This window comes from Pseudoalteromonas sp. US3C1013, assembly GCF_048401115.1.
GTDB classification, from domain to species: domain Bacteria; phylum Pseudomonadota; class Gammaproteobacteria; order Enterobacterales; family Alteromonadaceae; genus Pseudoalteromonas; species Pseudoalteromonas undina.
On the sequence record NZ_CP183076.1, the window covers coordinates 523,359 to 548,849 of the forward strand.

Annotated in this window: 23 protein-coding genes; 16 read left to right on the forward strand and 7 right to left on the reverse strand. The window is 39.0% G+C overall.

What is annotated here, in order from left to right; genetic code table 11:
• Positions 1 to 73 precede the first annotated feature (73 nt).
• Positions 74 to 265 carry a hypothetical protein gene (locus ACNSN2_RS17680; protein WP_010389030.1) on the reverse strand — a complete coding sequence of 64 codons (192 nt, stop codon included), beginning with the start codon at positions 263 to 265 and terminating at the stop codon, positions 74 to 76.
• Positions 266 to 559: 294 nt separating this feature from the next.
• On the opposite strand from ACNSN2_RS17680, the gene ACNSN2_RS17685 reads away from it, so the two are divergent.
• Positions 560 to 1,303: a peptidylprolyl isomerase gene (locus ACNSN2_RS17685; RefSeq protein ID WP_418609461.1), complete on the forward strand. Its 744-nt coding sequence runs from the start codon at positions 560 to 562 to the stop codon at positions 1,301 to 1,303.
• 46 nt (positions 1,304 to 1,349) lie between these two features.
• Here ACNSN2_RS17685 and ACNSN2_RS17690 read toward each other — a convergent pair whose 3' ends face one another.
• Positions 1,350 to 1,769 (reverse strand): MAPEG family protein, encoded by a 420-nt coding sequence (locus ACNSN2_RS17690; RefSeq protein ID WP_418609459.1) that lies wholly within the window; start codon positions 1,767 to 1,769, stop codon positions 1,350 to 1,352.
• A gap of 164 nt (positions 1,770 to 1,933) precedes the next feature.
• Between ACNSN2_RS17690 and ACNSN2_RS17695 the strand changes: the two genes are divergently transcribed.
• Together ACNSN2_RS17695 and ACNSN2_RS17700 are read left to right on the forward strand one after the other, a co-directional pair.
• On the forward strand, positions 1,934 to 4,816 hold the full coding sequence (locus ACNSN2_RS17695) for an insulinase family protein (RefSeq protein ID WP_418609457.1): 2,883 nt from the start codon (positions 1,934 to 1,936) through the stop codon (positions 4,814 to 4,816).
• Between the two features lie 94 nt (positions 4,817 to 4,910).
• Positions 4,911 to 5,414, forward strand: a complete 504-nt coding sequence (locus ACNSN2_RS17700; protein WP_418609455.1) for a GNAT family N-acetyltransferase — start codon at positions 4,911 to 4,913, stop codon at positions 5,412 to 5,414.
• Here ACNSN2_RS17700 and ACNSN2_RS17705 read toward each other — a convergent pair.
• The 3 genes from ACNSN2_RS17705 to ACNSN2_RS17715 are packed head-to-tail and all read right to left on the reverse strand — an operon-like array spanning position 5,401 to position 8,899.
• Complete coding sequence (locus ACNSN2_RS17705) at positions 5,401 to 6,018, reverse strand: PqiC family protein (RefSeq protein WP_010389022.1); 618 nt, start codon at positions 6,016 to 6,018, stop codon at positions 5,401 to 5,403. The genes ACNSN2_RS17700 and ACNSN2_RS17705 overlap by 14 nt on opposite strands.
• Positions 6,018 to 7,673, reverse strand: a complete 1,656-nt coding sequence (gene pqiB, locus ACNSN2_RS17710) for an intermembrane transport protein PqiB (protein ID WP_418609452.1) — start codon at positions 7,671 to 7,673, stop codon at positions 6,018 to 6,020. Before pqiB ends, ACNSN2_RS17705 begins: the two co-directional genes overlap by 1 nt.
• Positions 7,670 to 8,899, reverse strand: coding sequence for a PqiA/YebS family transporter subunit (locus tag ACNSN2_RS17715; protein ID WP_418609450.1), 1,230 nt, complete (start codon positions 8,897 to 8,899; stop codon positions 7,670 to 7,672). The genes pqiB and ACNSN2_RS17715 overlap by 4 nt, the downstream gene beginning before the upstream one ends.
• 140 nt (positions 8,900 to 9,039) lie before the next feature.
• Between ACNSN2_RS17715 and ACNSN2_RS17720 the strand changes: the two genes are divergently transcribed.
• A complete protein-coding gene (locus ACNSN2_RS17720) occupies positions 9,040 to 9,810 on the forward strand; it encodes a substrate-binding periplasmic protein (protein ID WP_075170269.1) in 771 nt (256 codons plus the stop codon).
• Positions 9,811 to 9,813: 3 nt separating this feature from the next.
• Here the strand turns inward: ACNSN2_RS17720 and ACNSN2_RS17725 are convergent, their stop codons facing one another.
• Positions 9,814 to 10,623 (reverse strand): acyl-CoA thioesterase, encoded by an 810-nt coding sequence (locus ACNSN2_RS17725; RefSeq protein WP_418609448.1) that lies wholly within the window; start codon positions 10,621 to 10,623, stop codon positions 9,814 to 9,816.
• 239 nt (positions 10,624 to 10,862) lie between these two features.
• Between ACNSN2_RS17725 and dnaK the strand changes: the two genes are divergently transcribed.
• The 11 genes from dnaK to ACNSN2_RS17780 all read left to right on the forward strand — a co-directional run bounded on the left by dnaK (position 10,863) and on the right by ACNSN2_RS17780 (position 23,519).
• Positions 10,863 to 12,782 carry a molecular chaperone DnaK gene (gene dnaK, locus ACNSN2_RS17730; protein ID WP_010389017.1) on the forward strand — a complete coding sequence of 640 codons (1,920 nt, stop codon included), beginning with the start codon at positions 10,863 to 10,865 and terminating at the stop codon, positions 12,780 to 12,782.
• Between the two features lie 215 nt (positions 12,783 to 12,997).
• A complete protein-coding gene (dnaJ, locus tag ACNSN2_RS17735; protein WP_010389016.1) occupies positions 12,998 to 14,137 on the forward strand; it encodes a molecular chaperone DnaJ in 1,140 nt (379 codons plus the stop codon).
• A 102-nt stretch (positions 14,138 to 14,239) separates the two neighbouring features.
• A complete protein-coding gene (gene ybaK, locus ACNSN2_RS17740) occupies positions 14,240 to 14,701 on the forward strand; it encodes a Cys-tRNA(Pro) deacylase (RefSeq protein WP_010389015.1) in 462 nt (153 codons plus the stop codon).
• Positions 14,702 to 14,853: 152 nt separating this feature from the next.
• Positions 14,854 to 15,222, forward strand: a complete 369-nt coding sequence (locus ACNSN2_RS17745) for a response regulator (RefSeq protein ID WP_010389013.1) — start codon at positions 14,854 to 14,856, stop codon at positions 15,220 to 15,222.
• A gap of 131 nt (positions 15,223 to 15,353) precedes the next feature.
• On the forward strand, positions 15,354 to 15,605 hold the full coding sequence (locus tag ACNSN2_RS17750; RefSeq protein ID WP_418609445.1) for a hypothetical protein: 252 nt from the start codon (positions 15,354 to 15,356) through the stop codon (positions 15,603 to 15,605).
• 161 nt (positions 15,606 to 15,766) lie between these two features.
• Positions 15,767 to 16,030, forward strand: coding sequence for a CBU_0592 family membrane protein (locus tag ACNSN2_RS17755; RefSeq protein ID WP_010389010.1), 264 nt, complete (start codon positions 15,767 to 15,769; stop codon positions 16,028 to 16,030).
• A 172-nt stretch (positions 16,031 to 16,202) separates the two neighbouring features.
• Positions 16,203 to 17,933 carry a sensor histidine kinase gene (locus ACNSN2_RS17760; RefSeq protein WP_036954933.1) on the forward strand — a complete coding sequence of 577 codons (1,731 nt, stop codon included), beginning with the start codon at positions 16,203 to 16,205 and terminating at the stop codon, positions 17,931 to 17,933.
• Positions 17,926 to 19,293 (forward strand): sigma-54-dependent transcriptional regulator, encoded by a 1,368-nt coding sequence (locus tag ACNSN2_RS17765; RefSeq protein ID WP_036954930.1) that lies wholly within the window; start codon positions 17,926 to 17,928, stop codon positions 19,291 to 19,293. Before ACNSN2_RS17760 ends, ACNSN2_RS17765 begins: the two co-directional genes overlap by 8 nt.
• Positions 19,294 to 19,467: 174 nt before the next feature.
• A complete protein-coding gene (locus tag ACNSN2_RS17770) occupies positions 19,468 to 20,424 on the forward strand; it encodes a porin (protein WP_109875244.1) in 957 nt (318 codons plus the stop codon).
• A gap of 11 nt (positions 20,425 to 20,435) precedes the next feature.
• Positions 20,436 to 21,911, forward strand: a complete 1,476-nt coding sequence (locus tag ACNSN2_RS17775) for an SLC13 family permease (RefSeq protein ID WP_418609443.1) — start codon at positions 20,436 to 20,438, stop codon at positions 21,909 to 21,911.
• 189 nt (positions 21,912 to 22,100) lie between these two features.
• Complete coding sequence (locus ACNSN2_RS17780; RefSeq protein ID WP_054201235.1) at positions 22,101 to 23,519, forward strand: coniferyl aldehyde dehydrogenase; 1,419 nt, start codon at positions 22,101 to 22,103, stop codon at positions 23,517 to 23,519.
• A 68-nt stretch (positions 23,520 to 23,587) separates the two neighbouring features.
• On the opposite strand, the gene ACNSN2_RS17785 is transcribed toward ACNSN2_RS17780, so the two are convergent.
• The gene (locus tag ACNSN2_RS17785) at positions 23,588 to 24,313 is read right to left on the reverse strand and encodes a tetratricopeptide repeat protein (protein ID WP_010389004.1); all 726 of its coding nucleotides are present in this window, start codon (positions 24,311 to 24,313) and stop codon (positions 23,588 to 23,590) included.
• Positions 24,314 to 24,624: 311 nt separating this feature from the next.
• Between ACNSN2_RS17785 and ACNSN2_RS17790 the strand changes: the two genes are divergently transcribed.
• Positions 24,625 to 25,488: a DUF6279 family lipoprotein gene (locus ACNSN2_RS17790; protein WP_418609441.1), complete on the forward strand. Its 864-nt coding sequence runs from the start codon at positions 24,625 to 24,627 to the stop codon at positions 25,486 to 25,488.
• Positions 25,489 to 25,491: the final 3 nt, after the last annotated feature.

Consider the following 25,491-nt stretch of genomic DNA (forward strand, 5'->3'; position numbering starts at 1 on the left):
CTATCGATGAATAAAAGCTCAATCTAGTAGGTGGCTAGTTTAAACTAGTTCGAGGTTAAAAAAACGCACTTCTTTATGTTTTTTCAGCCAGCGAGGCTTCACGCTGTTGTTCTACAACTCTGTTTCTTCGTGCTAGTTCATCTCGTGCATATTGAGATTTTTGATGATTAACATCAATCATCCACTTCAAAAAGCTAACGGGCAATTGGGTGTAAGGTTCACCTTGGTGTAGTCCAAAGTCACAAATAGTCGTGTTGTTAGTCATTATATTTACTCCTATCACTTTGTGAGTTGATAATAACAAAAAAAAAGTGATTGATAAGGGGCTTTTTAAGTACCTTGCTAGGTTTAAAATTCATTAGAAAGAGTAATCGTGATGCACACTAGGGCACTCAGGCAATTAACTCCCCATAACATGTTTAAAATTAAAATGTAAACAGTTGTAACTATGGTGTAATCGATTTGCTATGAATTGTAGCGTTAAGTACTTATGTATCGATTTATAAAATGAATAACACTACTCTATGACGCCTAATGACAATAAAAAATAGGAAAAATAATGAAGAAGCTTATCTTAGCGTCAATTTTAACTGCAGCAAGTTTTTCAAGCGTAGCAACCATAGTCGAAATGCAGACGAGCCAAGGAACAATAGAAATTAACTTGTTTGATCAACAAACACCTAAAACAGTAGAAAACTTCCTAAGTTATGTTGATGATGCCGCCTACAACCAAACGGTTATACATCGCTCTGTTGATAAGTTTGTTATTCAAGGAGGGGGTTTTACTTTTTCTGATGAAATGGATCCAATTACAACCAAGCCTGCGGTAATAAACGAACCTGTTTATTCAAACGTTAAAGGGACAATTGCTATGGCAAAGCAGGGCGGTAATGAAAACAGCGCTACTAGCCAATGGTTTTTTAACATGAGTGATAATAGCCAAAACTTAGATTTGCAAAATGGTGGATTTACAGTATTTGGACAAGTCACTGCGCAAAGCCAAGAAACCTTAGATAAAATTGCTGCCTTAGTTCATTGTTCTCAGGTGCCATTAGTTGGTATTACTAAAGAGCAATGTTCAGATGAAAACTTAATCATTAGTAATGAAAACTTGGTATCAATTCAAAGTGTGGTTGTGCTTGATGATGATCCTAATTCAGCACAAAACTTAACACCAAAAGAGAATACATTAATTGATAACGTTGAAGTTACACCACCAAAAACGTCAGACTCTAGTGGTAGTATGGCATGGTTATTAGGTGCACTATTGCTAGTAGCACCTCGCTTAAAACGTGCTAAGTAAACTTTAATAAATAACGGCGAATTACTAAATTCGCCGTTATTTTTGTTTAGTTATAAAGTATGCCCAACACTAGCAAAGTCCACATTACAAATACAGATAAGCAGCCTAGTAAAAACACTCTAAAACGGACTCTTAAATGATTACTACCAAGGTGAATGATGCTATGAATAATGCGTGTGGCTACAAATATACACGCCAATACTGCGATAGGAACACTTGCCATATTAAGCTGTAAAGCAAGTAAACATACCGCATAAAAAAGCACAGGTATTTCAAATTGATTACTAAAATTACGATCCGCTACTCTCACATGATCGCCTGCATTATCGAGGCGCATAGCAGCAAAGTCGCTTAACTGTATTTGTTTATTTTTAGCCGCTGCAAAACGACGTTTTCCCATAATCACCATAACAACTAATGAAAGTGTTACCTGTACAAACATGGCCATTATTATTATCTTTTCCATAACTTACCTTATTATTTTCTTTGAGTATTCGATTGTTATTCACAATGTGTTACATAATTAAGTGCTAATTAGTAGCATAGTATTAATTGATAGTGGTAGTTTATAGCTGATTTAGTCTTTTTAAAACGCTAATACCCTATTCTACGATAACGGATAAAACTAAAATGAAACACATCATCGGCTTAAGTGCAATTGCACTAGCAATATTAAGCGGTTGTTCAAATACCGCCACTCTTTCTCAATCACCACAAACCTCACTGTTGTCACCCACGCTCGTTGTAAGCCCTAACGATAATCGTGAATATAAAACCTTGAAACTTGCTAACGATATTGAAGTGATTTTAGTCTCTGATCCAAGCGCAGAAAAATCAGCGGCTTCACTTAGTGTAGGTGTAGGTCTGTTACACGACCCAATGAGCCAGCAAGGTATGGCGCATTATCTAGAGCACATGCTGTTTTTAGGTACTGAGCGATACCCTGACACTAAAGGGTACTCCGATTTTATGACTAAAAACGGCGGCGCGCATAATGCTTACACTTGGCTCGATATTACTAACTACATGTTTAAAATTAATAACGATGCGTTTGATGAAGGCTTAGACCGCTTTTCAGACTTTTTTAAAGCCCCTAAGCTTTACCCAGAATACACAGAAAAAGAAAAAAATGCAGTAAATGCTGAATGGTCAATGCGTCGTGAAATGGACTTTTTCGGCCAATTTAAACTTGCACGTAAAATGATGGGTGAGCATCCGGCTAACCGATTCTTAATTGGTAACCTTGAAACCCTAGGCGATAAAGCTGATAGTTCATTACACAAAGAAACGGTTGATTTTTATAATAAATATTACTCATCAAATATTATGAAAGTGGCGCTGATTTCGAACTTACCAATTGCAGAAATGCAGAAAAAAGCACAAAAATACTTTGCTGACATTGAAAATAAAAATATTGAAAAGCCAAGTGTTACTGCTAGCTTAGATTTTGATGATGCCGGTGGTAAACGTGTTTTTTACTCACCAAATGAAGACGTAAAACAACTACAACTCGATTTCACAATTACTAATAACCAAAATGAATTTGCAGTAAAACCTAATCGCTTTGTTGCCTATTTACTTAGTAATGAAATGCCAGGTAGTCCAGCGCAAATATTACGTGATAAAGGGTGGGTATCTCAGTTATCAGCCTCTGCCTCTCCAAATCAATATGGCAACTACGGTTCTTTGAACGTGAATATAGAGCTGACTGATGAGGGTATGAAAAACCGCGAATCAATTGTCGCGACAATCATGCAATACATTGACTTGATTAAGCGTGAGGGCGTTAATAGTAAGTACTTTAATGAAATTCGCACTTCTTTAAATAATCAGTTTAAATTTTTAGAAAAGGGCGATGAGTTTAACTATGTCAGTGCGTTGACTCAAAGCATGCAAGATTACCCGTTAAATCATGCGATAAACGCACCGTACTACTATGCTCAATTTGATGCTGATGCGGTGAACAATGTACTTAAGCAACTTAATGCCGATACACTTCGAATCTGGTATATTTCTCAACAGGAAGATACAGATTCTGAGCTGCATTTTTACGATGGCAAATATAAAATTAACGATATTAGTGATGCAGAAATTGCCAGCTGGGAAAAACCAAGTGATTTTAATTTAGCATTGCCAAGTGTTAACAATTTACTACCAGAGAGTTTTGCTATTAAAACGCAAGCTTTTAAAGAGCAGAAGCATCCTGAGCTTAGCTATGATAAAAACGGCGTAAAAATTTGGCGCCAAGCAAGTCAGCAGTTTGCAGAGCAGCCTAAAGGTTTAGTTGAGGTGTATATCAACACGCAAACAGGTTTGCATGATATTAACTCAACCGTACTTTATTCTGTTTGGGCTGATCTGTATAACACTCAATTAAGTCAGTTACGAACTGAAGCTGCCATTGCTGGCATGAACGTTAATTTAAGCTCAAGTAATGGATTGGTGCTATCGTTAAGTGGTTTTACCGATAAACAAGATATTTTACTTAAACAAGCGTTAGCTGGGTTTGATGCTGAAATTTCAGCACAAGCGTTTAATCAAGCGATTGACCGTTATCAGCGAGATTTACTAAATCAACAAAAACAGTTCCCGTATGCACAAGCATTTGGTGAGTATTCAAAGCTGACTCGTACTGGCAGTTTCGATACAGAAGCGCTAATTAAGGCTGCAAAAACACTAACGCTTGCTGATTTACACGCTTTAAAGCAAAGCACCTTAGCGAATAATAACTTACGTGTATTTAGCTACGGTAACTACAACCAAAAAGACATTGATGCTATTGCTGCTGAGTTAGCGGCTATCTTACCAAGCAAACATACTCAAACGGAGTTTGCACGCAGTAAAGCGTGGTTACCGCAACCGGGTGAAGCGCGTGTATTACACAAAGATATTGATGTCGCCGATGTAGCGGTGGTCGATATGACCATTCACCCAACTCCTGGTTACAAACAAAAAGCACAGGCAGCTGTATTGCAAGGTCACTTTAGAACAATCGCCTTTGATAAAATGCGTACTGAAGAGCAACTTGCTTATGCAGTAGGCGCATTAGCGCGTCCTATTGAAGATTACTCAGGTATTGGTTTATTTATCCAAACACCTGTGAAAGGGCCTAAAGACATTCAAGTGCGCTTTGACAAGTTTAAAAAAGAGTACGCTTCTGAGCTTAATGCCATGAGTGAGGAAACATTTGCACAGCTTAAAAATGCAACTTTGGTTTCGTTAAAAGAACAGCCAAAGAATTTAAGCGACGAAATGAGTCCATTGATTAACGATTGGTATCGTGAAAACTTTGATTTTGATTCAAGACAAAAATTAATTGCAGAGGTGGAAAAAGTCACCCTTGCTGATATTAAAGATTACTACAAGCAAACAATGTTAAACCCAAAAGCAGCACGTTTAAATGTGCAGCTACGCGGCACTAAGTTTAGTGATAGCGAGTTTGCTGATTTGCCAAATCAAACTAAAGTGACGAGTTTAGATGCTTACTACAGCGATATAAAATTGCAAAAGTAAGTTTGAAATTACTCTAAAACCAAAAAACCCAGTCATTGTTGACTGGGTTTTTTTAATGTCGTTAAATTATAGTATTGGACACCAAGGAGTTATTTTGAATATTGCTTTTAAAACTGAACGTTTACTTATACGCTTCGCACAAATAGCAGATGCGGCGGAGTTAGTTAAGTTAGTTAATCAGGCCAACTTTATTAAATACATTGGTGATAAAGGTATTTACACTTTAGACGACGCTAAAAAATACATCAAAGACAGTTTTATATCTGCCCACAAAGAACACGGTTTTGGGCCTTATATAATCACACTTCATGATGAAACGGTTATTGGTATTGTTGGTTTTTATCAGCGAGCGACTATGCAACATCCCGATTTAGGGTTTGCGTTAAAAGACGGCTTTGAAAAAAAGGGATATATTTTTGAAGCAGCTACAACACTTTTAAATAACAGACATAAATTAGGTATAAAAGATGTATGCGCAATTACTTCAACGGCTAATTTAGGATCTCAAAATGTACTATATAAACTAGGTTTTACTGAGGTGGGTAAGGCATTCATCAATGCTGATAAAGCCACCATCAAAGTGTTTATTTATGATTGAGTCTTGTTTTTTCAATTTCTTTTGCCGCAAGAATGTTGATTTGTTGCCACATTTTTTCAAGAGTCGCCACCAATGAATCATAGCCATCATCATCGATTGGCATAACAGATGAAAAATTATGGATGCTTAGTAAACGTCTACCTGATTCTGGGTGAGTGTAGTATAAACGCCATAGCCCTGAAATATCTGCATTACCTTGCAGATCACCGTTAAAGTGGTGTAGTTCGTATTCTAATTCGTAAAATGTTTGTTGCTGTTGGTCGGTAATGACCGGCAATCCTTTAATAACCATCCAGTTGGTCATGGTATTAAATAATGTTTGCTGCGCGCTGGCACTCAGCATAACATCTGGTGATTCCCCCCATAGATGATAATTAGCAGCATGAATTTGATTACTATCTACTTTCATCGCAATACCCCGATTATTCAATGCCCCTCTTAAGGTAACTGTTTGCACTCTGAGTTGTGCCTGTGTATCTTGCACATTACGAGAAGAGTCATTAATGGGTTGCTCAAACTGGTAATATTGAGTTGCAGTTTGAATAGCCGAACTACAACCACTGATAAAGAGCACACTTGTTAAAAGTAAAAATAGTGCTTTCATTATTGTTTCCTCGGTTGCGGGTCACTAGGCAGTGACTTATCAAAAATGAGCATGTTAGGCTGTTCGTTTAAACCACGAGTAAGTGGTTGGAATTCTTCAGATAAACGTTTAATTTGTAGCAGTGTTTGTTCAAGCTGGTGGTGCATTTGAGATCCTGCTTGGTAGCTTGCCATTGTTTTATCGAATTGACGCATGGTTATTTCAAACTGTTCCATGCTTTTGGTTATTTTTTCGAGATTACGATTAAAGTCACCGGGTAAATTTTGGGTATCAGGTTTACTTAATAATATACGCATCTCGCTGGCCAATGCCTGATACTCGCTAAAGGTTGTTTGCATTTTTGCCAAGCTGTCTTCAATTTTTAAATTATTTACCTTATTCAGTACATCAGACACTTGGTCAGCAAGCACGGTTATACCGCTCGATACACTAGGAAATACATCATATTGAGCAAGCTTTTTAAGTTCGCTGTTAGGGGTGTCGGTATAAAAGTCAAAATCAACATAAACTGCACCGGTTAACAAATTCCCTGGCTTTAATGATGCCCTCATACCATTTTTTATCCACTCGATTATGCTTGATTTCCAATACTCTTTAGCTAAGGCGTTGTTGTGGTATAAACGTCCATATTCCACTTTGATCAATACAGGGACAGCGGTGTTTTTAGCACGAAAGTGAGCGGGTTTGCCGTCTATTATTACGTTCGCGGGAGCTTCAACTACAGTACCTATGCGTGTACCGCGATATTCTACTGGCGCACCTACACGTAACCCCCGAATGGATTGTTCAAATTCGATAAGGTAATAATCAAAGTCATAAAAGCGCTCTTCTAGAGCTTGTTTGTAACTTTGACTTAAAGAAAAGCTATGACCGTCTTTTGCCAAATCGCCGGGAGCTTGCTGGTCAGGTAAACCAACAGAAATACCACCTTTTAATAACTTGCTCAGTGAACCGGTGTTAATATTTATGCCATCAGCAGAAAGATCTATTTCTATTCCTGAGTTAACCCAAAAAATAGAGTTTAAGGTGATCAAGTTCTCGTAGGGAGCTTTAATAAAAATACCGTATTGCATTGCTTGGTTTTTCCAATCAAAGGTGGCGGTTTCTATTTGGCCTATTTTATAGTTTTTAAAAAATATGCCAGTACTCACATCAAGTACTTCTGCATTGTAACTGAGCAACTTAAAGCGTCCACCTTGTACATCTTTGCCTATTAATGCAGGCTCTTCTTGAAGTTTAAACTGCTTCTTTAATTGTTTGCTCTCGCCTGGTGAAAACTCTAAATAAACCCCTGAAAGTAAAGTACTCATACCAGTAATGCCGGTTTCATCTATGCGAGGTTTTACAACCCAAATGCTGGCATCTTCGGTAAGTAAATTATCGTAATTTTTATCTATTTGTGCCCGAGCTATTACGCTGTCTTGGCTGTCGGAAAGGCGTATATGATCTATTTGACCTATTTTTACACTACGCACTTTAATTTCTGTTTTACCAGCAATAATGCCCTCGGCTTGCGGCATAGTGATGTAGATTGTTTGCCCTTTATTTAATTGATACTGATAAAGCATCCAAATACCAACAAATAAGGCAACCGCTGGAATAATCCAAATCGCAGAAATCCGTGTTTTTTGTGCTACGTTGGCTGTTTTTGTCATGCTTTATTCTCTGCGTTTTTATTTTTAGGTGAATCCCACAGTAAACGAGGGTCAAATGCGTGTGCTGCCATCATTTGGCATAATACCATAACAGTGAAAAAGACGATGCCTAAACCCGGTATAACCGACATTAAGTTTCCTAACTGCACAAGTGCGACTAATATAGCCACAACAAATACATCAATCATAGACCACTTTCCTATAAATTCAGTTAGTTGATACACTTTTGTGTAACCTTTTGTATAAAGGTTGGCGGGCTTTGTAACCATAATACACAAAAAGCTTAAAATAAGCGCCTTGGCTAATGGCACCACTACACTTGCAAAAAATATAATCAGCGCAATAGGGTATGAGCCACTATTCCATAAGGTAATTACACCGGAAATAAGGGTTGCAGGAGTTTCATTCCCTAGGCTAATAGTGTACATAATGGGCAGTAAATTTGCCGGGATATAACAAATGAGAGAAGTAATTAACCATGCCGCTGCCTTTTGTACGCTGTAGGGGTTTCTTAAATATGTTTTACTATGACAACGAGGGCAGGTGGATTCGATACTTAGTTGGTGGCAAACATGACAGGCTTTTATATTGTCATCTATCGCACGCTCTATGCCAGCACTACCTTCAAGTCGAGTTGCAGGGCTTACCTGAGACCATAACCGGGCACGATTTAACCGTGTTAACGCACTAACATATAAAATTACAAATCCCACATAGGCAAAAAAGCTAGTGCCAAAACTAACATCAGCTAATGACATTATTTTAACCATACTAACCAAAACACCAATCAAAAATATTTCTGACATGATCCAAGGTTCAAGTGCCAAGGTAAATTTTAATAGTCTTCTTGCAATTGCTTGCGGTAGTGTTTTAAGTGCTCCTAAGTGCAATGGGATTAAAATAATGAGCAAGCTCATAGGTAAAATAATAATGCTGATATCAATAAATAGGCCAAGTAGGTCACTATCATAATTAAATAAAATACGAGCAGCGTCAGGTAGGGTAATCGTTTGGGTAATACCGTTGCTACTAAAAGAAATAAATGGATAAAACATACTGCTGAGCAACATCAGCAGTGCGCTGAGGCTCAGGGCGACTATTTCGATGTCATTATTAACATTAATACCGCGAATCTTATGGTTGCAGCGAGGGCACAGTGCGACTTGCTTTGCATCAATGTCGGGAATATCAATGATAAGATCACAGCTTGGGCAGGCAGTTTGCAAAATGTTAGCTTATAGTTAATTCAATAATTTAAATATTGCTATAATTAATAGCTAAATACAAACACTGCGGCTAAATTACTAACAATATAATAAGAAAAGTAACCCCAACAACTGAAAATAAAAACGGATTAGGTGATAGTGTGAAAGTGGTATTTTTATTAGCCTTAGTGTGCTTATGTGGCGATAGCTTGGCCTTTGTTAAAGGTATTAATCAGCAGCGAGTTACTATTGCTGCTAACCCTACAGTTGCACCTTATGTAATAAGTGAAAATGATTCAGGTATTCAGCTCGAGATTGTAAAAGCAGCACTTAGTAACCAAAATATAAATAAGGTTGATGTGCAATATATGTCAAATCAGCGTGCCGATGCTTTATTGAACCGAGGGCATGTCGATATTGCATTAAATTATTCGGGTATTTTAATTACTGGCATATATCGAAGCCAATCTGTTGTCAGTTATGAGAATGTAGTGGTGAGTCTTAAAAAGAGTAACTTCACTATTAATACGATTTACGATCTGGCCACTAAAAGCGTTTTAGCATTTCAAAACGCACCCGCTTATTTACCAAAAGAGTTTGGCCACAACTTAGAGAACTTGAGAGGGTACGAAGAAGTACTTAATCAACAAGCGCAGATACACCATTTAATGGCAGGCTGGGTTGATACGATTATTCTCGATAGACGCATATTCCTTTACTACTTAAAGGAATATCAAAAAACCAATGCCACAAAAGATTTTGTTATCCATGCTATTTTTCCATCTGCGGCAAGGCCTGCGTACTTTAATAATGATATGCTGAGACAGCAGTTTGACAAAGGCTTGGCCAACATAATTCAAAGCGGTGAATATCGCACCATAATGCTTAATTTAGATAAACAATATACCCAGCGCGACTTCACTCGTTTTTAGTTGTTAATCAAATAACGCCACTGTTTGGCGAGTTAAGGCTATAAGCTCTCCTGATTGCGACCAAATACAGCCATCTTCAAGACCATACCCATCTTTTGAATGATGAGTGACTGCTTCAAACCCCAGCCATTCACCTGGCGCTAAGTTAGGCACTTGTACAAACTCTAAATACCACGACATGCTACTTGCCGGTGCTGGTTGTTTAAACATTTGCAGCAATGTTGGCGGCCATGCGTCAGTAAGGGCAATAACATGGGCTTCAGTAATTTCTTCTGGCGTATGTTTAAAACGCATCCAACCACCTAAATGAGAAGTCTCAGCACTGCTAAACGGCATGGCTCCTTGTTGAGGGCACAAATCAACATGTTGAAAAAACTCTGGCATTTGCCCAGGCACAAACCCTAAGCAGTGACGTTCGTTCACAGGGTGTAAGCTTAGCGACTTTGATACCGGTACATTAATTGACGAATTACGATTTTTAGCAAAACAGGCCTGCACAATTACGCATACTGAATCATCCTGAATTGCTTTGGCGAGCACTTGGGTGCTGCTTTTCCCTTCACGTAATATTTCTACCGACAAAGAAAATGGCTTTTCAGCCAACAAAGGGCCTACAAAGTTTGTGCTTAAAGAAAGCAGTCGTCTTGTTGAATCAACTTTATTGCGCATTGCTTGATAAAGAAGCGCCGCAGAGAGTCCGCCAAAAGCCGTTCTACCTTGGCACCAATTAGCAGGGAACTGCATAGTATTGGTTTCTGGGCCTGTTTTCTGACTTACTTGAGAGGCGAGTTGTAATAATTGTTCAAAGTGCACAAATAATGTCCTTTTGATGTTATTTACTAAATTTATATCACACACAAACTCATCAGACCAGATAATAAAGGTCCTCTTAAATAACAAAAAATGAGCAATCCTTACTCTTTTTAGGGTTATTTAGTAAATAAATTAAAAAAAATGAATTTTTTTTCATTTTTACAGTTGAATTAAGTTTGTAGCATCCCTATTAACTAGTCATCGAACGTATTAACGAATTTAGAAGTTGGAGAAGATTCATGGGTAGAATTATTGGAATCGATTTAGGTACTACTAACTCTTGTGTTGCAGTACTTGATGGTGACAAAGCACGTGTTATTGAAAATGCGGAAGGCGATCGCACAACCCCGTCTATTATTGCTTACACGCAAGACGGTGAAACGTTAGTAGGTCAACCTGCAAAACGTCAAGCGGTAACTAACCCAACAAACACATTGTTTGCAATTAAGCGTTTAATTGGTCGTCGTTTTGAAGACGAAGAAGTACAACGTGATATCGGCATCATGCCTTTCAAAATTATCAAAGCAGATAATGGCGACGCATGGGTTGAAGCGGGCGGCGAAAAACGCGCTGCACCACAAATCTCTGCTGAAGTACTGAAAAAAATGAAGAAAACAGCTGAAGACTTCTTAGGTGAAGAAGTAACTGAAGCGGTAATCACAGTACCGGCATACTTTAACGATTCACAACGCCAAGCAACCAAAGATGCAGGTCGTATCGCGGGTCTTGAAGTAAAACGTATTATTAATGAGCCAACGGCTGCAGCGCTTGCATACGGTATGGATAAAAACCGTGGCGAAAACGTAGTGGCGGTATATGACTTAGGTGGTGGTACTTTCGATTTATCAATCATTGAAATTGATGAAGTTGAAGGCGAGCACACATTTGAAGTTCTAGCGACTAACGGTGACACTCACTTAGGTGGTGAAGATTTCGATAACCGTGTTATCAACTACTTAGTAGCTGAATTTAAGAAAGATCAAGGTATTGATTTACAAACTGACCCACTTGCTATGCAACGTGTTAAAGAAGCAGCAGAGAAAGCAAAAATTGAGCTTTCATCAGCACAATCTACAGAAGTAAACCTTCCGTATGTAACCGCTGATGCGTCAGGCCCTAAGCACATGAACGTTAAACTAACACGTGCTAAGCTTGAGTCACTAGTTGAAGACTTAGTAACTAAGTCAATTGAACCGCTTAAACGCGCACTTGCTGATGCTGACCTATCTGTGAACGATATCAACGATATCATTCTTGTAGGTGGTCAAACTCGTATGCCACTTGTTCAAAAAACAGTAGCGGAATTCTTCGGTAAAGAGCCACGTAAAGACGTTAACCCTGATGAAGCAGTTGCAGTAGGTGCAGCGATTCAAGGTGGTGTACTTGCTGGCGACGTGAAAGACGTACTATTACTAGACGTATCACCATTATCTCTAGGTATTGAGACGATGGGTTCAGTAATGACGGCACTGATTGAGAAAAATACTACGATTCCTACTAAGAAATCGCAAACATTCTCAACAGCAGAAGATAACCAGTCTGCGGTAACCATTCATGTGCTACAAGGTGAGCGTAAACGTTCAAGCGACAATAAATCTCTAGGTCAATTTAACCTAGAAGGTATTCGCCCAGCACAACGTGGTACACCACAAATCGAAGTAACATTCGATGTGGATGCTGACGGTATCTTACATGTATCTGCTAAAGATAAAGACACAGGTAAAGAGCAAAAAATCACTATTCAAGCATCTTCAGGTCTAAGTGACGAAGAAGTTGAAAAAATGGTTCGTGATGCAGAAGCACATGCTGAAGACGATAAAAAGTTTGAAGAGTTAGTAGCTGCACGTAACCAAGCTGACGCACTTGTTCACGGTACACGTAAACAAATTGAAGAAGCGGGTGATGAATTACCAAGCGAAGACAAAGAAGCGATTGAAGCGGCTGTTGTTGACCTTGAAGGCGCTATTAAGAGCGACGACAAAGCAGAAATTGAAGCTAAAACACAAGCACTTGCTGAAAAGTCTCAAAAACTAATGGAAATTGCCCAAGCTAAAGCACAACAAGCGGGTGGTGATGCCGGTGCAGAGCAACAACAGTCTGCTAAGCAAGACGACGATGTTGTTGATGCAGAGTTCGAAGAAGTTAAAGACGACAAGTAATTGTTACTAACGCTTCTCGCTAACCGAAAACACCATGACTACATTGTGTGTTTAAGTTAGGATGAACACCTGAGGCGCGTAGGCTAAAGCTTAACGCGCCTTTTGCATGTAAGAGATGCAAGTAAAGTGCTTTAAAAATTCAATGATAAATCGATATGATTTATCGGTTTGTCCAGCAGCTAGCGCTGCACATAGAAAAGAGTAGTGTGATAGATATGTCAAAACGCGATTATTACGAAGTCCTCGGCGTAAGCAAAGATGCGAGTGAGCGAGACATAAAAAAAGCGTATAAACGCTTAGCGATGAAATATCATCCAGATCGTACCGCCGGTGATAAAGACCTTGAAACCAAGTTTAAGGAAGTAAAGGACGCTTATGAAGTGTTAACTGACTCGCAAAAACGTCAAATGTATGACCAATACGGCCATGCTGCCTTCGAACAAGGTGGTGGCGGTGGTCACGGTGGCTTTGGTGGCGGTCAAGGTGATTTTGGTGATATTTTTGGTGATGTATTCGGTGATATTTTTGGAGGCGGCGGTGGCCGACGCCAATCTCGCCAGCAGCGTGGTTCAGATTTACGTTACAACATGGATTTAAGCTTAGAAGAAGCGGTTCGTGGTAAAGACGTTGAAATTAAAGTACCGACTTGGGTTAGTTGTGACCCGTGTGATGGCAGCGGTGCCAAAGCGGGTTCTAAGCCAAAAACATGTACAACATGTCACGGTGCTGGCCAAGTACAAATGCGGCAAGGCTTTTTTGCCGTACAACAAACATGTCCAACATGTCATGGACAAGGTCAAATTATTTCAGATCCTTGTAACAAATGTCATGGCCAAGGCCGTGTAGAGAAAACCAAAACACTATCGGTAAAAATTCCAGCAGGTGTTGATACAGGTGACCGTATTCGTTTATCTGGCGAAGGTGAAGCTGGTATGCACGGCGCACCAGCAGGTGATTTGTATGTTCAAGTGTCGGTTCGTGAACATAAGATATTTGTTCGTGAAGCGAACAACTTATACTGTGAAGTGCCTATTAGCTTTACTACAGCAGGCCTTGGCGGTGAAATTGAAGTGCCAACATTAGATGGCCGTGCGAAACTTAAAATACCTTCAGAAACACAAACGGGCAAAATGTTCCGTATGCGTGGTAAAGGTGTTAAGTCTGTACGTAGTGGTGCTCAAGGTGACTTAATTTGTAAAGTGGTGATTGAGACACCTGTGAATCTTAACGAGCGTCAACGCGACCTGCTTACTGAACTTGAAGAAAGCATGGGCAAAGATAGCTCAAAAAATCGTCCAAAAGAGCAAGGCTTTTTTGATGGCGTTAAAAAGTTTTTTGATGACCTGACTAAGTAATTATTAGGGTTAACAGAACTTAGGTAAAAACGGCGCTTTTTTAAGCGCCGTTTTTTTGTTTAATATGGTAAGTTATCAGAAATTTATTAAGGACAATATCAGATGACCCCTGCAATAGAACAGCTAAAAAAATCCCGAATTAAATTTGATATACTCAGCTATGAGCACGATGTAAACAATACTAATTATGGCCTTGAAGCAGTTGAAAAGCTAAATCTTAATAGCGCTCAAGTATTTAAAACATTGGTGTTAGAAACCTCAGAACAACAACTAATTGTTGCTGTGACGCCAGTCACTCAGCAGATTAATTTAAAGCAATTGGCTAAGCTCTGTGTAGTAAAAAAAGTAATGCTGGCAGAGCCGCAAAAAGTACAGGCAAGTACAGGATATATTTTGGGAGGCGTTAGTCCTCTTGGACAAAAAAAGCGCTTAAAGACCTACATACACTCAAGCGCATTAGACTTTGATACTATTTATGTGAGCGCAGGTAAGCGAGGACTTGAAATTACACTCAGCCCAGCATGCTTAGCTGAGCTTATTCAAGCTTCGTTTGGTAATTTCTAATGCTGACTTAATTATCAAACTTGCGTCGTGTAAATAAAACTGATTATTTGCTTCAACAGCTTTAGTTAACTAATGTAAATACTACCTATAGCAGTTTTTGTTAATTCATTTTAATGAAGATTTGTTTGTACCTACTTTGGTTAATCATTCGTATGAGAATATTAGTTGTTGATGACATGCCATTAATGCGTCATGTGCTCATTAATATGTTGAGGCAGTTAGATTATAAAGACATTGTTGAAGCAACCGATGGTCTGCAAGCGTTAACTATACTTAAAAATCAACTTATAGATTTGGTTATAACAGATCTACATATGCCAAAAATGGATGGCCTTACCCTACTTGATGCTATTAGAAAGGATACTGAGCATGCTCAGCTCCCCGTACTTATGGTGACTTGTGAAGACAGCTCTGAGACTGTAAAAAAGATAATTAATGCAAAGGTATCAGGGTTTATTATAAAGCCCTTTAGTATGAATGTGCTGTCAGCTCAATTAACACGTTTAGCTAATAAAGTTTAATCGCACAATATTTTTAATCTAATTACTTAATAAACATAACTCTGATTATTAATTCCTACGCCCATCAATTTCTTTTCTATCATGTGATAGCATATGCTATTAACTAATCAAAAAGTAATGATTGAGGAAGTATGGCTAAGCCCAATAAAAAAGGGCCTACAAAAACGGTCGATATATTTTGTTCTGCGTGTAAGGCACCGTTATTCAAATACCGTAAAGGGGGGAAAGGTGCTTTAGTAAAATGCTTTATAGAAAGAATAACCCAAGATCACACCCATACTGAATGCGTATGTCCAGGCTGTGAGCGGCCTTTTGCTCGCCCAGTGACTATAAGAGGGACTGCAGCTTATAAAATGATAGGTGGTAAAGTCACTTTTAAATAAAGTAGCTATTTAACCCAAACTATCAAGAGGCGGACATAAGCCCTTGTTTGCTTTTTTTTCACTGGTAAACTTCGCTGGTTTTGCTGTTTCAATGATTGAAAAAAACCCTCCCCATGGATTGGGCCAGTCAGTTGGGTTTTAAAATGGAAAAGGATAGACGTGTGATTGCACTTTTATTTGATATTGTTGGTATGAGTGGCACTTTTTTAGTGGTTGGTTCGTTTTTTTTACTGCAACTAAATAAAGTATCGCCAAAAAGTTTGACGTATAATTTAATGAATTTAAGTGGCGCTATTTTGTTACTTATTAGTCTTTGCTATAACTTTAACTTAGCGAGTTTTGTAATTGAAATATTCTGGATCGCAGCCTCATTAATTGGTTTGTATAAGTACTTCAAAGACAAGCCAGCGCTTGCAAAAGCGTAGATTAAGCTAAAACAGCATCCCCTTGCAGGGAATTAAACCGTGAAATATTTTTAGTTTCACGGTTTTTTAGTTTTAATACACTTGTTAACAAAAAGTTTCTTCTGCAAAGACCTATAAATCGATACAATAGTGGCTATTACTTATTATTGGCACCTTGGTGTCATAGGCGTTTATGTTCTCCATCCCTAAAAAAATTATTTTTGCTTGTATTCTGTTAGTGCTGTTATTAGTGGTTACATTTTCATTTGGCCGTGCTTATGATTTAGGCCAAGCTAAAATTCAAGCTGACCAACAGGTCATTCAATTAAATAATTATATTGATAATGAACTCGCGCGCTTTGCAGCTATTCCTCAGCTCCTTACCGAAAATAATTTATTGATTCGTTTTACTAATAATGAATCACAACACTTCAATGCAATTAATAATTACTTGGCTGATATTCAACAAGCCAGCGGTGCCTCAGATGTATACATACTAGATACTCATGGCGACGTTATTGCCAGTAGCAACTGGCAAACCGACTATACGTTTTTAGGGAGCAACTTTGCATTTCGGCCTTACTTTAAACAAGCTTTTGCCGGAGAAAAGGTCGCCTACTTTGCTCTTGGACAACGCTCGAAAGAACGCGGAATATACTTCTCGCAGGCTATTTACCAAGATGGCAAAGCCATTGGCGTTGTGGCACTAAAAATTAATGTCGCTAAATTTGAAAACGATCGTTCGTTATTAAATACTTCAAAAGGCAGTCATTTTTATTTGCAGCTTGCGGATAAAATTATTGCTATGTCAGATGAGCCAGCATGGCGTTTAAACACGTTTACAGAGCTTGATATTACTACACGCCGCGATATTAAACAGCGCCGTGCTTACTTAGATCATCAACCGTTACAAATAAAGCAGCAGCGCTACAAAAGTCAGGGCATTGAGCAATTTAAAATTGCTAAAGATCAATATGTTGCCGCTTCAAGACCACTGACACACCTAAATGCAACGATGACGGTATTGGTTGATATTTCAAGCATAAATGCATTACAGGTGCCCAGATTGTTATGGCTTGTGTTGTTTTATTGGGTATTTATTTTTGTCGGATATAGCTTATTGGCACGCTTTGCCGGATATAAAAAATTACTGTACTCGCGTCACAGTTTAGAACTTGAAGTATTAGAGCGCACCCAAGCGCTTGAAAAAGCGCAAACAGCACTAGTACAGTCGGCAAAATTAGCCACAATAGGGCAACTAAGTGCGGGTATTAATCATGAAATTAACCAGCCACTGAGCGCCATGAACACTTATTTGGCAAGCGCTAAAATTTTCCTCAAAAAGGGGAAACTCAATGCATTAAGTGAAAATTTAATTATTATTGAGAATTTAGTAGAGCGGGTGCATAAAATAGTGGCGCAGCTTAAACACTTTAGTAAGCCGGCGACAATGCAATTGCGACCACATCCACTGTCGGCGTTATTAAACAATGCGTTGATGATCACCCACCCGCAACTTAAACAAGACGATGTTAACGTCAGTGCTCCGCAGTTTTCGCAAGAGATCACCGTGTGGGTTGATGCATTAAAATTTGAACAAGTACTGGTTAATGTGATCACCAATGCGTCACAAGCAATGAAAGGTGAGCCTAAACGAGAGCTTAGTTTCGATGTTGAGTGTTTTGAGGAGCGCGTTAAGCTTTCTATTTTAGATAGTGGTCCAGGTATTGAACACCATGTGCTGGGATCTATTTTTGAACCCTTTTACAGTACCAAGTCAAGTAATGGTTTAGGGCTGGGCTTATCAATATCAAAGCAAATTATTGATTCATTTAATGGTTACTTAACGGCGCACAATCGTCCTCAAGGCGGTGCACAGTTTATTATTAGTTTATCAAGCATAGAGGCCCCAAAAAATGATTGAAGCCGTTGTTTGTAAGCAAGTGGTTGTTATTGATGATGAGGCGATGATCCGTGATTCGTTAAATCAGCTTTTAACCCTCGAAGGGTATGAGGTGCAGTGCTTTAGTGATGCGAGTATTGCTTTAAGCCGTTTAAGTCGCAATTTTTATGGCGTTGTCCTCAGTGATATAAATATGCCCACCATGGATGGTTTAACTTTTATTGAGCAGGTAAAAGCATTCGACAGTGAACTTCCGGTAATATTTTTAACAGGTTATGCCGATGTTTCTGTAGCGGTTAGAGCAATGCAATTAGGTGCTTATGATCTATTTGAAAAACCCCTGAACGAAAATTTATTAGATTGCATTGCTAGGGCCTCAGACAAACGTGCTTTAGTTATGGAAAACAGAGCTCTGAAGCGTGCGGTTGAAAAGACCTCTGCGCCCGGTGTGCGCATTTTAGGCGAGACCCTTAAAATGCAGCACATGATGAACTTACTCAACACAGTGATTGATACACCTGCAGATGTATTAATTGAAGGTGAAACTGGTACAGGTAAAGAGTTGGTTGCCCGTTACTTACATGATCATAGTAACCGTTCAAGCTGTCAGTTTGTGGCTATTAACTGTGGCGCGGTGCCTGAGCAACTAATAGAAAGTGAATTGTTTGGTGCTGTTAGTGGTGCATATACCGGCGCAACACAAGATCGCAAAGGCAAGTTTGAGTTTGCACAAGGCGGCACGGTTTTTTTAGATGAAATTGAAAGCACTCCCTTGTCACTACAAGTTAAATTACTACGGGTGCTTGAAGAGCGAAAAGTTACTCCCGTTGGTGCAAATAAAGCCATTGACCTTGATATTCGTATTGTTGCGGCCACTAAGGTCGATTTACTTTCGTTGGTAGAAAAAGGTGAGTTTAGAGCCGATTTATACTATCGATTGAGTTTAGTTAAAGTCAGCATTCCCGCGTTAAGAGATAGAAAAGCCGATATTCCTTTGTTGTTTAAGCACTTTAGCTCTATTGCGGCCACTCGTTTTCATAAACCTTTAGGTGCGCTTAATATTGAGTTACAACAGCGCCTACTTGCCCATGATTGGCCAGGTAATGTTCGTGAATTAAGAAACCAGGCTGAACGAGCGGTACTACTTGGCCCCGATCTGGCTTTTGCACAGAGTGACTCAAGCAGTAGTGGCTCGTCGTTATCATTGGACTTAAGCCTTGCAGAAAAGGTCAGCTTTTATGAACAGTCTTTAATTGAAGAAGCCTTAGAGCTTAATCATGGCAGTATTAAAGACACCATGGCAACGTTGCAAATCGCGCGCAAAACCCTCTACGATAAAATGAGTAAATATAACCTTAATCGAGATATGTTTACCGATTAGTGGGTGGAAATGGTGATAGTAGGTATTTAAAGTGTGTGGAAATCCGCACATTTTAAAGCTTTTTATCATGGTTTTATTTTTTAAGTCACTGAAATTTATTGTTATTATCCAGTTGGTCATGTTCTTGCTCTACAGTTGTAGACAACAAGTAACATCACATAATTAGGATACATAATGAAAAATAATCTATTCCAAGGTTCAGTACTTGCTGCGTTATGCAGTGCTGCCACACTACCTGTAACAGCGTTTGCTGCAGATTACACTGTGTATGGTAAAGCCGAAGTACAAATTGCCAACACCGATACTGGCATTATGCGTTACGCAGATGAAGGCACACAAATAGATGCCCCTTTTTCGCGTATTGGTATTAAAGGGGACCATAAATTAAATGAGTATTTTACTGCCGTATTTAAATACGAGGTTCAAGTAAAAGGTTTTGAACACGACGATACCAATGAGCCTTTTGCAGCACGTAATACTTACCTTGGCCTAAAAGGTGCGTTTGGTGAAGTGGTCGTAGGGCGAAACGACACTCGCTTTAAATACTCTGAAGGTAAACTCGATAACTTTAACGAAACCCAAGCAGATATTTCACAAGTTATTGCAGGACAAGACCGATTAGGCGACACCATTACTTATACCTCTAAATACTGGCACAATGCACAGTTTTCATTTACCTATGCGCCAAAAGATGACAACAAAGATAATGAAGCTGGATTTGCGGCAACCCTGATTTATGGTGACCGTAGTTTAAATAAAACACCTTACTCTATTTCAATAAGCCATGTTGACTCACTTAATAACATTAAAGCAAGTCGTATCGTAGGTGTATATAAATTTGAAAAGCTAAAATTAGGTGCGTTATACCAACATTCAGAATCAATTGATGGTACTAAATCAGGGAATGGTTACGTGTTAAGCGCAAGCTACAAGCTAGACAAATGGGTACCTAAAGTACAATTTGCAAAAGATGATTCAAAATTGCGCCAAGCGTCAGACGCTACCCAATGGACTACTGGTGTAGACTACATCTTTGACAAGCAAACTACCGCTTACCTTTTATATACTGACCTCGACCTAGAAGAGAATGCTGATAACAGTGTTGCGCTTGGTCTTAAATATAAATTTTAAAGGCTGTTAATATGACAAAACGTATTTTAGAAAATAACGCAAATAAAAAGCCGTTTATACAGTGGCTGTTATTATTACTTGGTCCGTGTGTAATGTTACTGACCTGTTTAGCTGAGCCGCCAGTAGGAATGTCGGCAGCTGCATTTAAAACTGCAGGCTTAGCATTTTGGATGGCATCGTGGTGGGTAAGTGAGGTTGTGCCTATTCCGGCTACAGCACTACTTCCGTTAGTGATTTCACCTATCGTAGATATAGCGGCTATAAAAAGTGTTGCAGCTCCTTATGCGCATCCGCTGATCTTTTTATTTTTAGGCGGCTTTTTAATCTCAATTGCTATGGAGCGTTGGGGATTACACAAGCGTATTGCATTAAGAACTATGCTTTATGCAGGTAAAAAACCAAGCTTACAAATTTTAGCCATGATGTTAGTGACTGCATTTTTATCAATGTGGATGTCGAATACCGCTACCGCAGTAATGATGTTGCCTATTGCCTTATCTATCACTCATTTAGTTAAAAGCTCAGATCCTAGTAATGAGGGGTTTGGTAAAGCACTTTTACTATCTATTGCTTATGGTGCGAGTATTGGTGGTATTGCTACTTTAATTGGTACTCCACCGAATGCATTAATGGCTGCATACCTATCAGATAGCTACCAGATTGAAATTGGCTTTGCCCAGTGGATGATAGTTGGTGTGCCCTTAGCACTTGGCATGTTAATCATCAGTTGGATTTGGCTAACTAAGTTTACCTACAAAGTTGATGCGAATGTACAAGCAAACAAGCGAATTGACACTAAAGCGGTATTTTCTTCTCAGCTAAAAGAATTAGGTGAAATGCAACGTGCTGAAAAGGGCGTGTTGTTTGTATTTGCGTTTGCGGCTGTTTGTTGGATATTCAGACCATTACTAGGCGATGTGACCGGCCTTAAAATTTCAGATACGGGTATTGCAATTGCAGCGGCATTATTATTATTTGTACTTCCTGCAAATAAAGGCAGTGATGAGCGAATTTTAGATTGGGAAAGTGCAGCTAAAGTACCTTGGGGTGTGTTGCTTTTATTTGGGGGGGGCTTGACGCTAGCCTCGCAAATTAAATCATCTGGATTAGCTGTCTACATTGCCAACATGATTGAGGGGGCCAGTGCAATTCCTTTAGTTATGAGCATTCTTGTGGTGGTGGCACTTATTACTTTCTTAACGGAAATTACCAGTAATACGGCAACAGCCGCAGGCTTTTTACCATTGCTGGGGCCTGTTGCTGAGTCAATAACTGGCAGCCCGTTAGTGTGGGTTATTCCAGCTGCGATTGCGTGTAGTTGTGCGTTTATGATGCCAGTAGCCACACCACCCAATGCGATTGTGTTTGGCTCGGGTGAAATTAAAATGAAAGACATGATCCGTGCTGGCTTTGTGTTAAATATTGTCGCTATTGTTTTAATTACCTTAGTAACAATGACCATAGCAGCTCAGGTTTTTGGCTTTTAATAGCTTCCCTCTAATTAGCTAACAAAACAGATAACCGATGCACACAAAAGCAGTGCATCGGTATGAGTTCCAACCAACCTTATGAGTGTTTTTGCAACGCTTTTCATTATGTTGCAAAATCACTCTTTATTGCTCGTGTAACAGATCAAGGTTATAGTCTTGAAAACGTTATAAATCGAGTAGCCTATTTTGACCACTGATACATTATCTACAGGGACTTTGCGTTCACAATTTAATGAACTAAAGCACTCTTTTGAAGACACCCCTTACTTACCCATTGAGCAACGCCTTGCTTTACTTAAGCAAGTACGCGCTAACATTGTAACGCTAGAGCAAGACTTAATTGCTGCAGTATCTAAAGATTTTGGTTACCGAACGGCCTTTGATACCTTAGTAGGTGATATTTTGCCCACCATGCAGGGGCTTGCACATATTATTAAAAAGTTACCTCGCTGGTCTAAGCCTAGTCATCGCAGCGCGGGGTTAAGCTTATGGCCCTCAAAAGTAAGTGTAACCTATCAGCCTATTGGCGTGGTGGGTGTGATTGCACCGTGGAACTATCCTATTCAATTGGCATTGGTACCGGTCATCACCGCGATTGCAGCGGGCAACAGGGTTATGCTAAAGCTCAGTGAATTTACGCCTAATACCAATGCGGTTCTTGAAAAAATATTTATAGGTGAATTAAGCCAACACTGCACCATTATTCAAGGTGGCAGCGAGGTGGCGAGTGAGTTTTCATCATTACCCTTTGCACATTTATTATTTACTGGCTCAACAGCGGTCGGTAAGTTGGTCATGGGCGCAGCGAGTAAAAATTTAACACCAGTCACTTTAGAACTAGGCGGAAAATCGCCAGTCATTGTGTTAGAAAAAGCAGACGTAAATAAAGCCGCTCGTGCTCTATTATTTGGCAAAATGGCCAATGCAGGGCAAATATGTGTGGCTCCTGACTACGTATTTGTTCCTAAAGCACTAGAACATCAGTTTATTAAAGCTTTGTGCACACTTTATAAAAAGCACTTTAAGCAAGGTGTTGAAGGGAAAAACCTGACCTCTATTATTAGTCCAGCTCATTATCAACGTCTGCTAGGTTATTTAGAACAAGCACAGCAACAAGGCGCTAAAATAACAAAGCCACTTGAGCAAAATCAACAAGACGCTGAAAAACACAGGATGGGTCTGCATATTGTGACGCATGTCACCGACGAGATGCAATTAATGCAAGAAGAGTTATTTGGGCCTATTTTACCGATTATGAGTTATGACAAATTAGATGATGCGCTTAATTATATTCGACTACGCCATCATCCATTAGCGGTTTATATTTTGGGCCAAGACAAGCAAGTGCAACAGTACATTATTAAGCAAACACTTAGCGGAACCGTTGCCGTTAACGATACATTAATACAAGTAGCTGCCGATGATGTACCATTTGGCGGGGTGGGCCATTCAGGAATGGGGCATTATCATGCTAAAGAAGGCTTTTTAACCTTTAGCCATGCAAAAAATACCTTAGTATCAGGCTCGTTTAATCCGCGTATAGGTTTATTACTTAAACAAAATAAATTACTGATCAAAGTGCTAAAGTGGCTTTATGTAAAATAGCCTGTAGTACTTAAAATAAAAAAGCTGAATGAATCACTTCATTCAGCTTTTTTAGTTATTCTTTTGGCTTAAAACATTCGCCCTTCACCCGCATAAGTACCCGCTAAAATTTTATTATAAATAGCATCGGCTTTTTCTTTAGCTTCAGCGACTTCCTTAGGGAGCATAGTGCGTTCATCAAGTTTACGACTGTGACTAGCTTGCATATTACCGTTATACTCAGCAATGGTATTCCACACATACGACATTTCAAGGTTTTTTGGCATTCCTAAGCCTTCGAAATACATCAGTGCTAAATTAAATTGTGCAAGAGTGTAATTATTTGCGGCGGCTTTTTCATACCATGTTCTGGCGGCTTTATAATCTTGGCTCACGCCATCGCCGTTGGCGTACATTACCCCTAAATTATACTGTGCAGCAGGAAGGTTTTTATTGGCTGCTTTCTCAAATAAGCTAATAGCCATTTGTTTGTCTAACTTTACGCCATTGCCTTCGTCATACAATACTGCAAGTGCAAACATCGAATCTACATGATTCTTTTTAACTGCTTGTTGATAAAGCTCTGCAGCTTTGTAGTAGTCGCGAGTAACTCCATGTCCGCCCTCGTACAACTTACCTAGTTCGTAAATACCTGGGGCATAGCCTTTGTCTGCAAGGTAATTAAACTCTTTTAGTGCTTCCTCAAATTGCCCTGCGTTTGCAGCTATTATGCCTTCCTCAAGCCCTGCATAAGCATAAGGTGTAGCAAGTATAATGCCCGCAAAGAACATTGCTTTTAAATTAGACTGTGACATATGCATGTCTCCAAATTAGTTATCGTTGTTGGTAAGCATCATAACGATTAATCATTTACTTCTTACTCGAGTAGCTAATAAATTATGAGCTAAATCAATAACGCCAACGTTTATAAATTAGATATACAAACGTATTAACAAGTAGCTTTAACTATAGCTCAAAAATTCTAAACTTAAGCACATAGCTATGATATAAATTGCGTTAGCTTGCGATTCTATAGAAAAATGAAAAAAATAAAAGCAAGCAGTAGCTTACATAATTACTTATGATGATTTTTGGCAACCAAAGCATCATACAACGGGGTCTTTTCATGTTAAATAATTTAAAAAATATAAAACTAGGCAAAATTATTTTTATAACCAGTTTGTTATTTATTACCAGCTGTTCAACGACATTTGCCTATAACAACCTAGGTTGGTTATCGTCATTTTGGATAGATGATTACGTTGATCTTAATAAAAGCCAATCTAAGCAGTTAAAAGCGATTATTAACGACACCCGAGATTGGCATCGTGAAGTTGAATTACCAAAATATAAAGCCGATTTACTCGACCTAAGACAATTGCTAAACAATGAAGCCGATACTGCGCAGTTGATGGATAAAATAACCCAAGTGAAGCAGCATTGGCGAAACTTGCTGTTGCATACTAGTGACCCTTTAATTGAGTTAGCGCTGACCTTAACCCCATCACAGCGAAGTGAAATGGTAGAAAATATTCGCGAGCAAATTAATGACGAAATCCAAGAGCACGCTTCATTAACTAAAGAGGAGCACCAACAGCAACGCTTAGAGAGACAACTAGATTACTACAAGCAGTGGCTTGGCAAACTCACTTCTGAGCAGCAAACGCTCATATCACAAGCCAATAGTGATCATACCCCTACCAGTGATTTATGGTACGACTATAAACTAACTCGTTTAGCCGCACTTGAAACCCTTTTTAGCCAGCAAACACTTAGCGAGGCAGAGTTTACCCAGCAATTACACACCATTATCACTGAGCGTGAGCAATATATGAGTAATGAGCTGCTTGAGCAAAATGAACAAAATTTAAAAGCTTATGCGCATTTACTACTCAAGTTAAATAAAACGCTGAGCGTTAAACAGTTAGCGCATGTTGATGAAGAATTTGCAGATTTAGTGGGTACTGTTAATGACTTGCTTACAGATTGAGGT

Bases quoted from the DNA above. Each gene is read 5' to 3' on its own strand.
- ACNSN2_RS17790 (WP_418609441.1), top strand. From the start codon at position 24,625: ATGTTAAATAATTTAAAAAATATAAAACTAGGCAAAATTATTTTTATA.
- dnaJ (WP_010389016.1), top strand. From the start codon at position 12,998: ATGTCAAAACGCGATTATTACGAAGTCCTCGGCGTAAGCAAAGATGCG.
- ACNSN2_RS17770 (WP_109875244.1), top strand. From the start codon at position 19,468: ATGAAAAATAATCTATTCCAAGGTTCAGTACTTGCTGCGTTATGCAGT.
- ACNSN2_RS17775 (WP_418609443.1), top strand. From the start codon at position 20,436: ATGACAAAACGTATTTTAGAAAATAACGCAAATAAAAAGCCGTTTATA.
- ACNSN2_RS17705 (WP_010389022.1), bottom strand. From the start codon at position 6,018: ATGAAAGCACTATTTTTACTTTTAACAAGTGTGCTCTTTATCAGTGGT.
- ACNSN2_RS17760 (WP_036954933.1), top strand. From the start codon at position 16,203: ATGTTCTCCATCCCTAAAAAAATTATTTTTGCTTGTATTCTGTTAGTG.
- ACNSN2_RS17680 (WP_010389030.1), bottom strand. From the start codon at position 265: ATGACTAACAACACGACTATTTGTGACTTTGGACTACACCAAGGTGAA.
- ACNSN2_RS17690 (WP_418609459.1), bottom strand. From the start codon at position 1,769: ATGGAAAAGATAATAATAATGGCCATGTTTGTACAGGTAACACTTTCA.
- ybaK (WP_010389015.1), top strand. From the start codon at position 14,240: ATGACCCCTGCAATAGAACAGCTAAAAAAATCCCGAATTAAATTTGAT.
- ACNSN2_RS17750 (WP_418609445.1), top strand. From the start codon at position 15,354: ATGGCTAAGCCCAATAAAAAAGGGCCTACAAAAACGGTCGATATATTT.
- ACNSN2_RS17685 (WP_418609461.1), top strand. From the start codon at position 560: ATGAAGAAGCTTATCTTAGCGTCAATTTTAACTGCAGCAAGTTTTTCA.
- ACNSN2_RS17785 (WP_010389004.1), bottom strand. From the start codon at position 24,313: ATGTCACAGTCTAATTTAAAAGCAATGTTCTTTGCGGGCATTATACTT.
- pqiB (WP_418609452.1), bottom strand. From the start codon at position 7,673: ATGACAAAAACAGCCAACGTAGCACAAAAAACACGGATTTCTGCGATT.
- dnaK (WP_010389017.1), top strand. From the start codon at position 10,863: ATGGGTAGAATTATTGGAATCGATTTAGGTACTACTAACTCTTGTGTT.
- ACNSN2_RS17745 (WP_010389013.1), top strand. From the start codon at position 14,854: ATGAGAATATTAGTTGTTGATGACATGCCATTAATGCGTCATGTGCTC.
- ACNSN2_RS17765 (WP_036954930.1), top strand. From the start codon at position 17,926: ATGATTGAAGCCGTTGTTTGTAAGCAAGTGGTTGTTATTGATGATGAG.
- ACNSN2_RS17695 (WP_418609457.1), top strand. From the start codon at position 1,934: ATGAAACACATCATCGGCTTAAGTGCAATTGCACTAGCAATATTAAGC.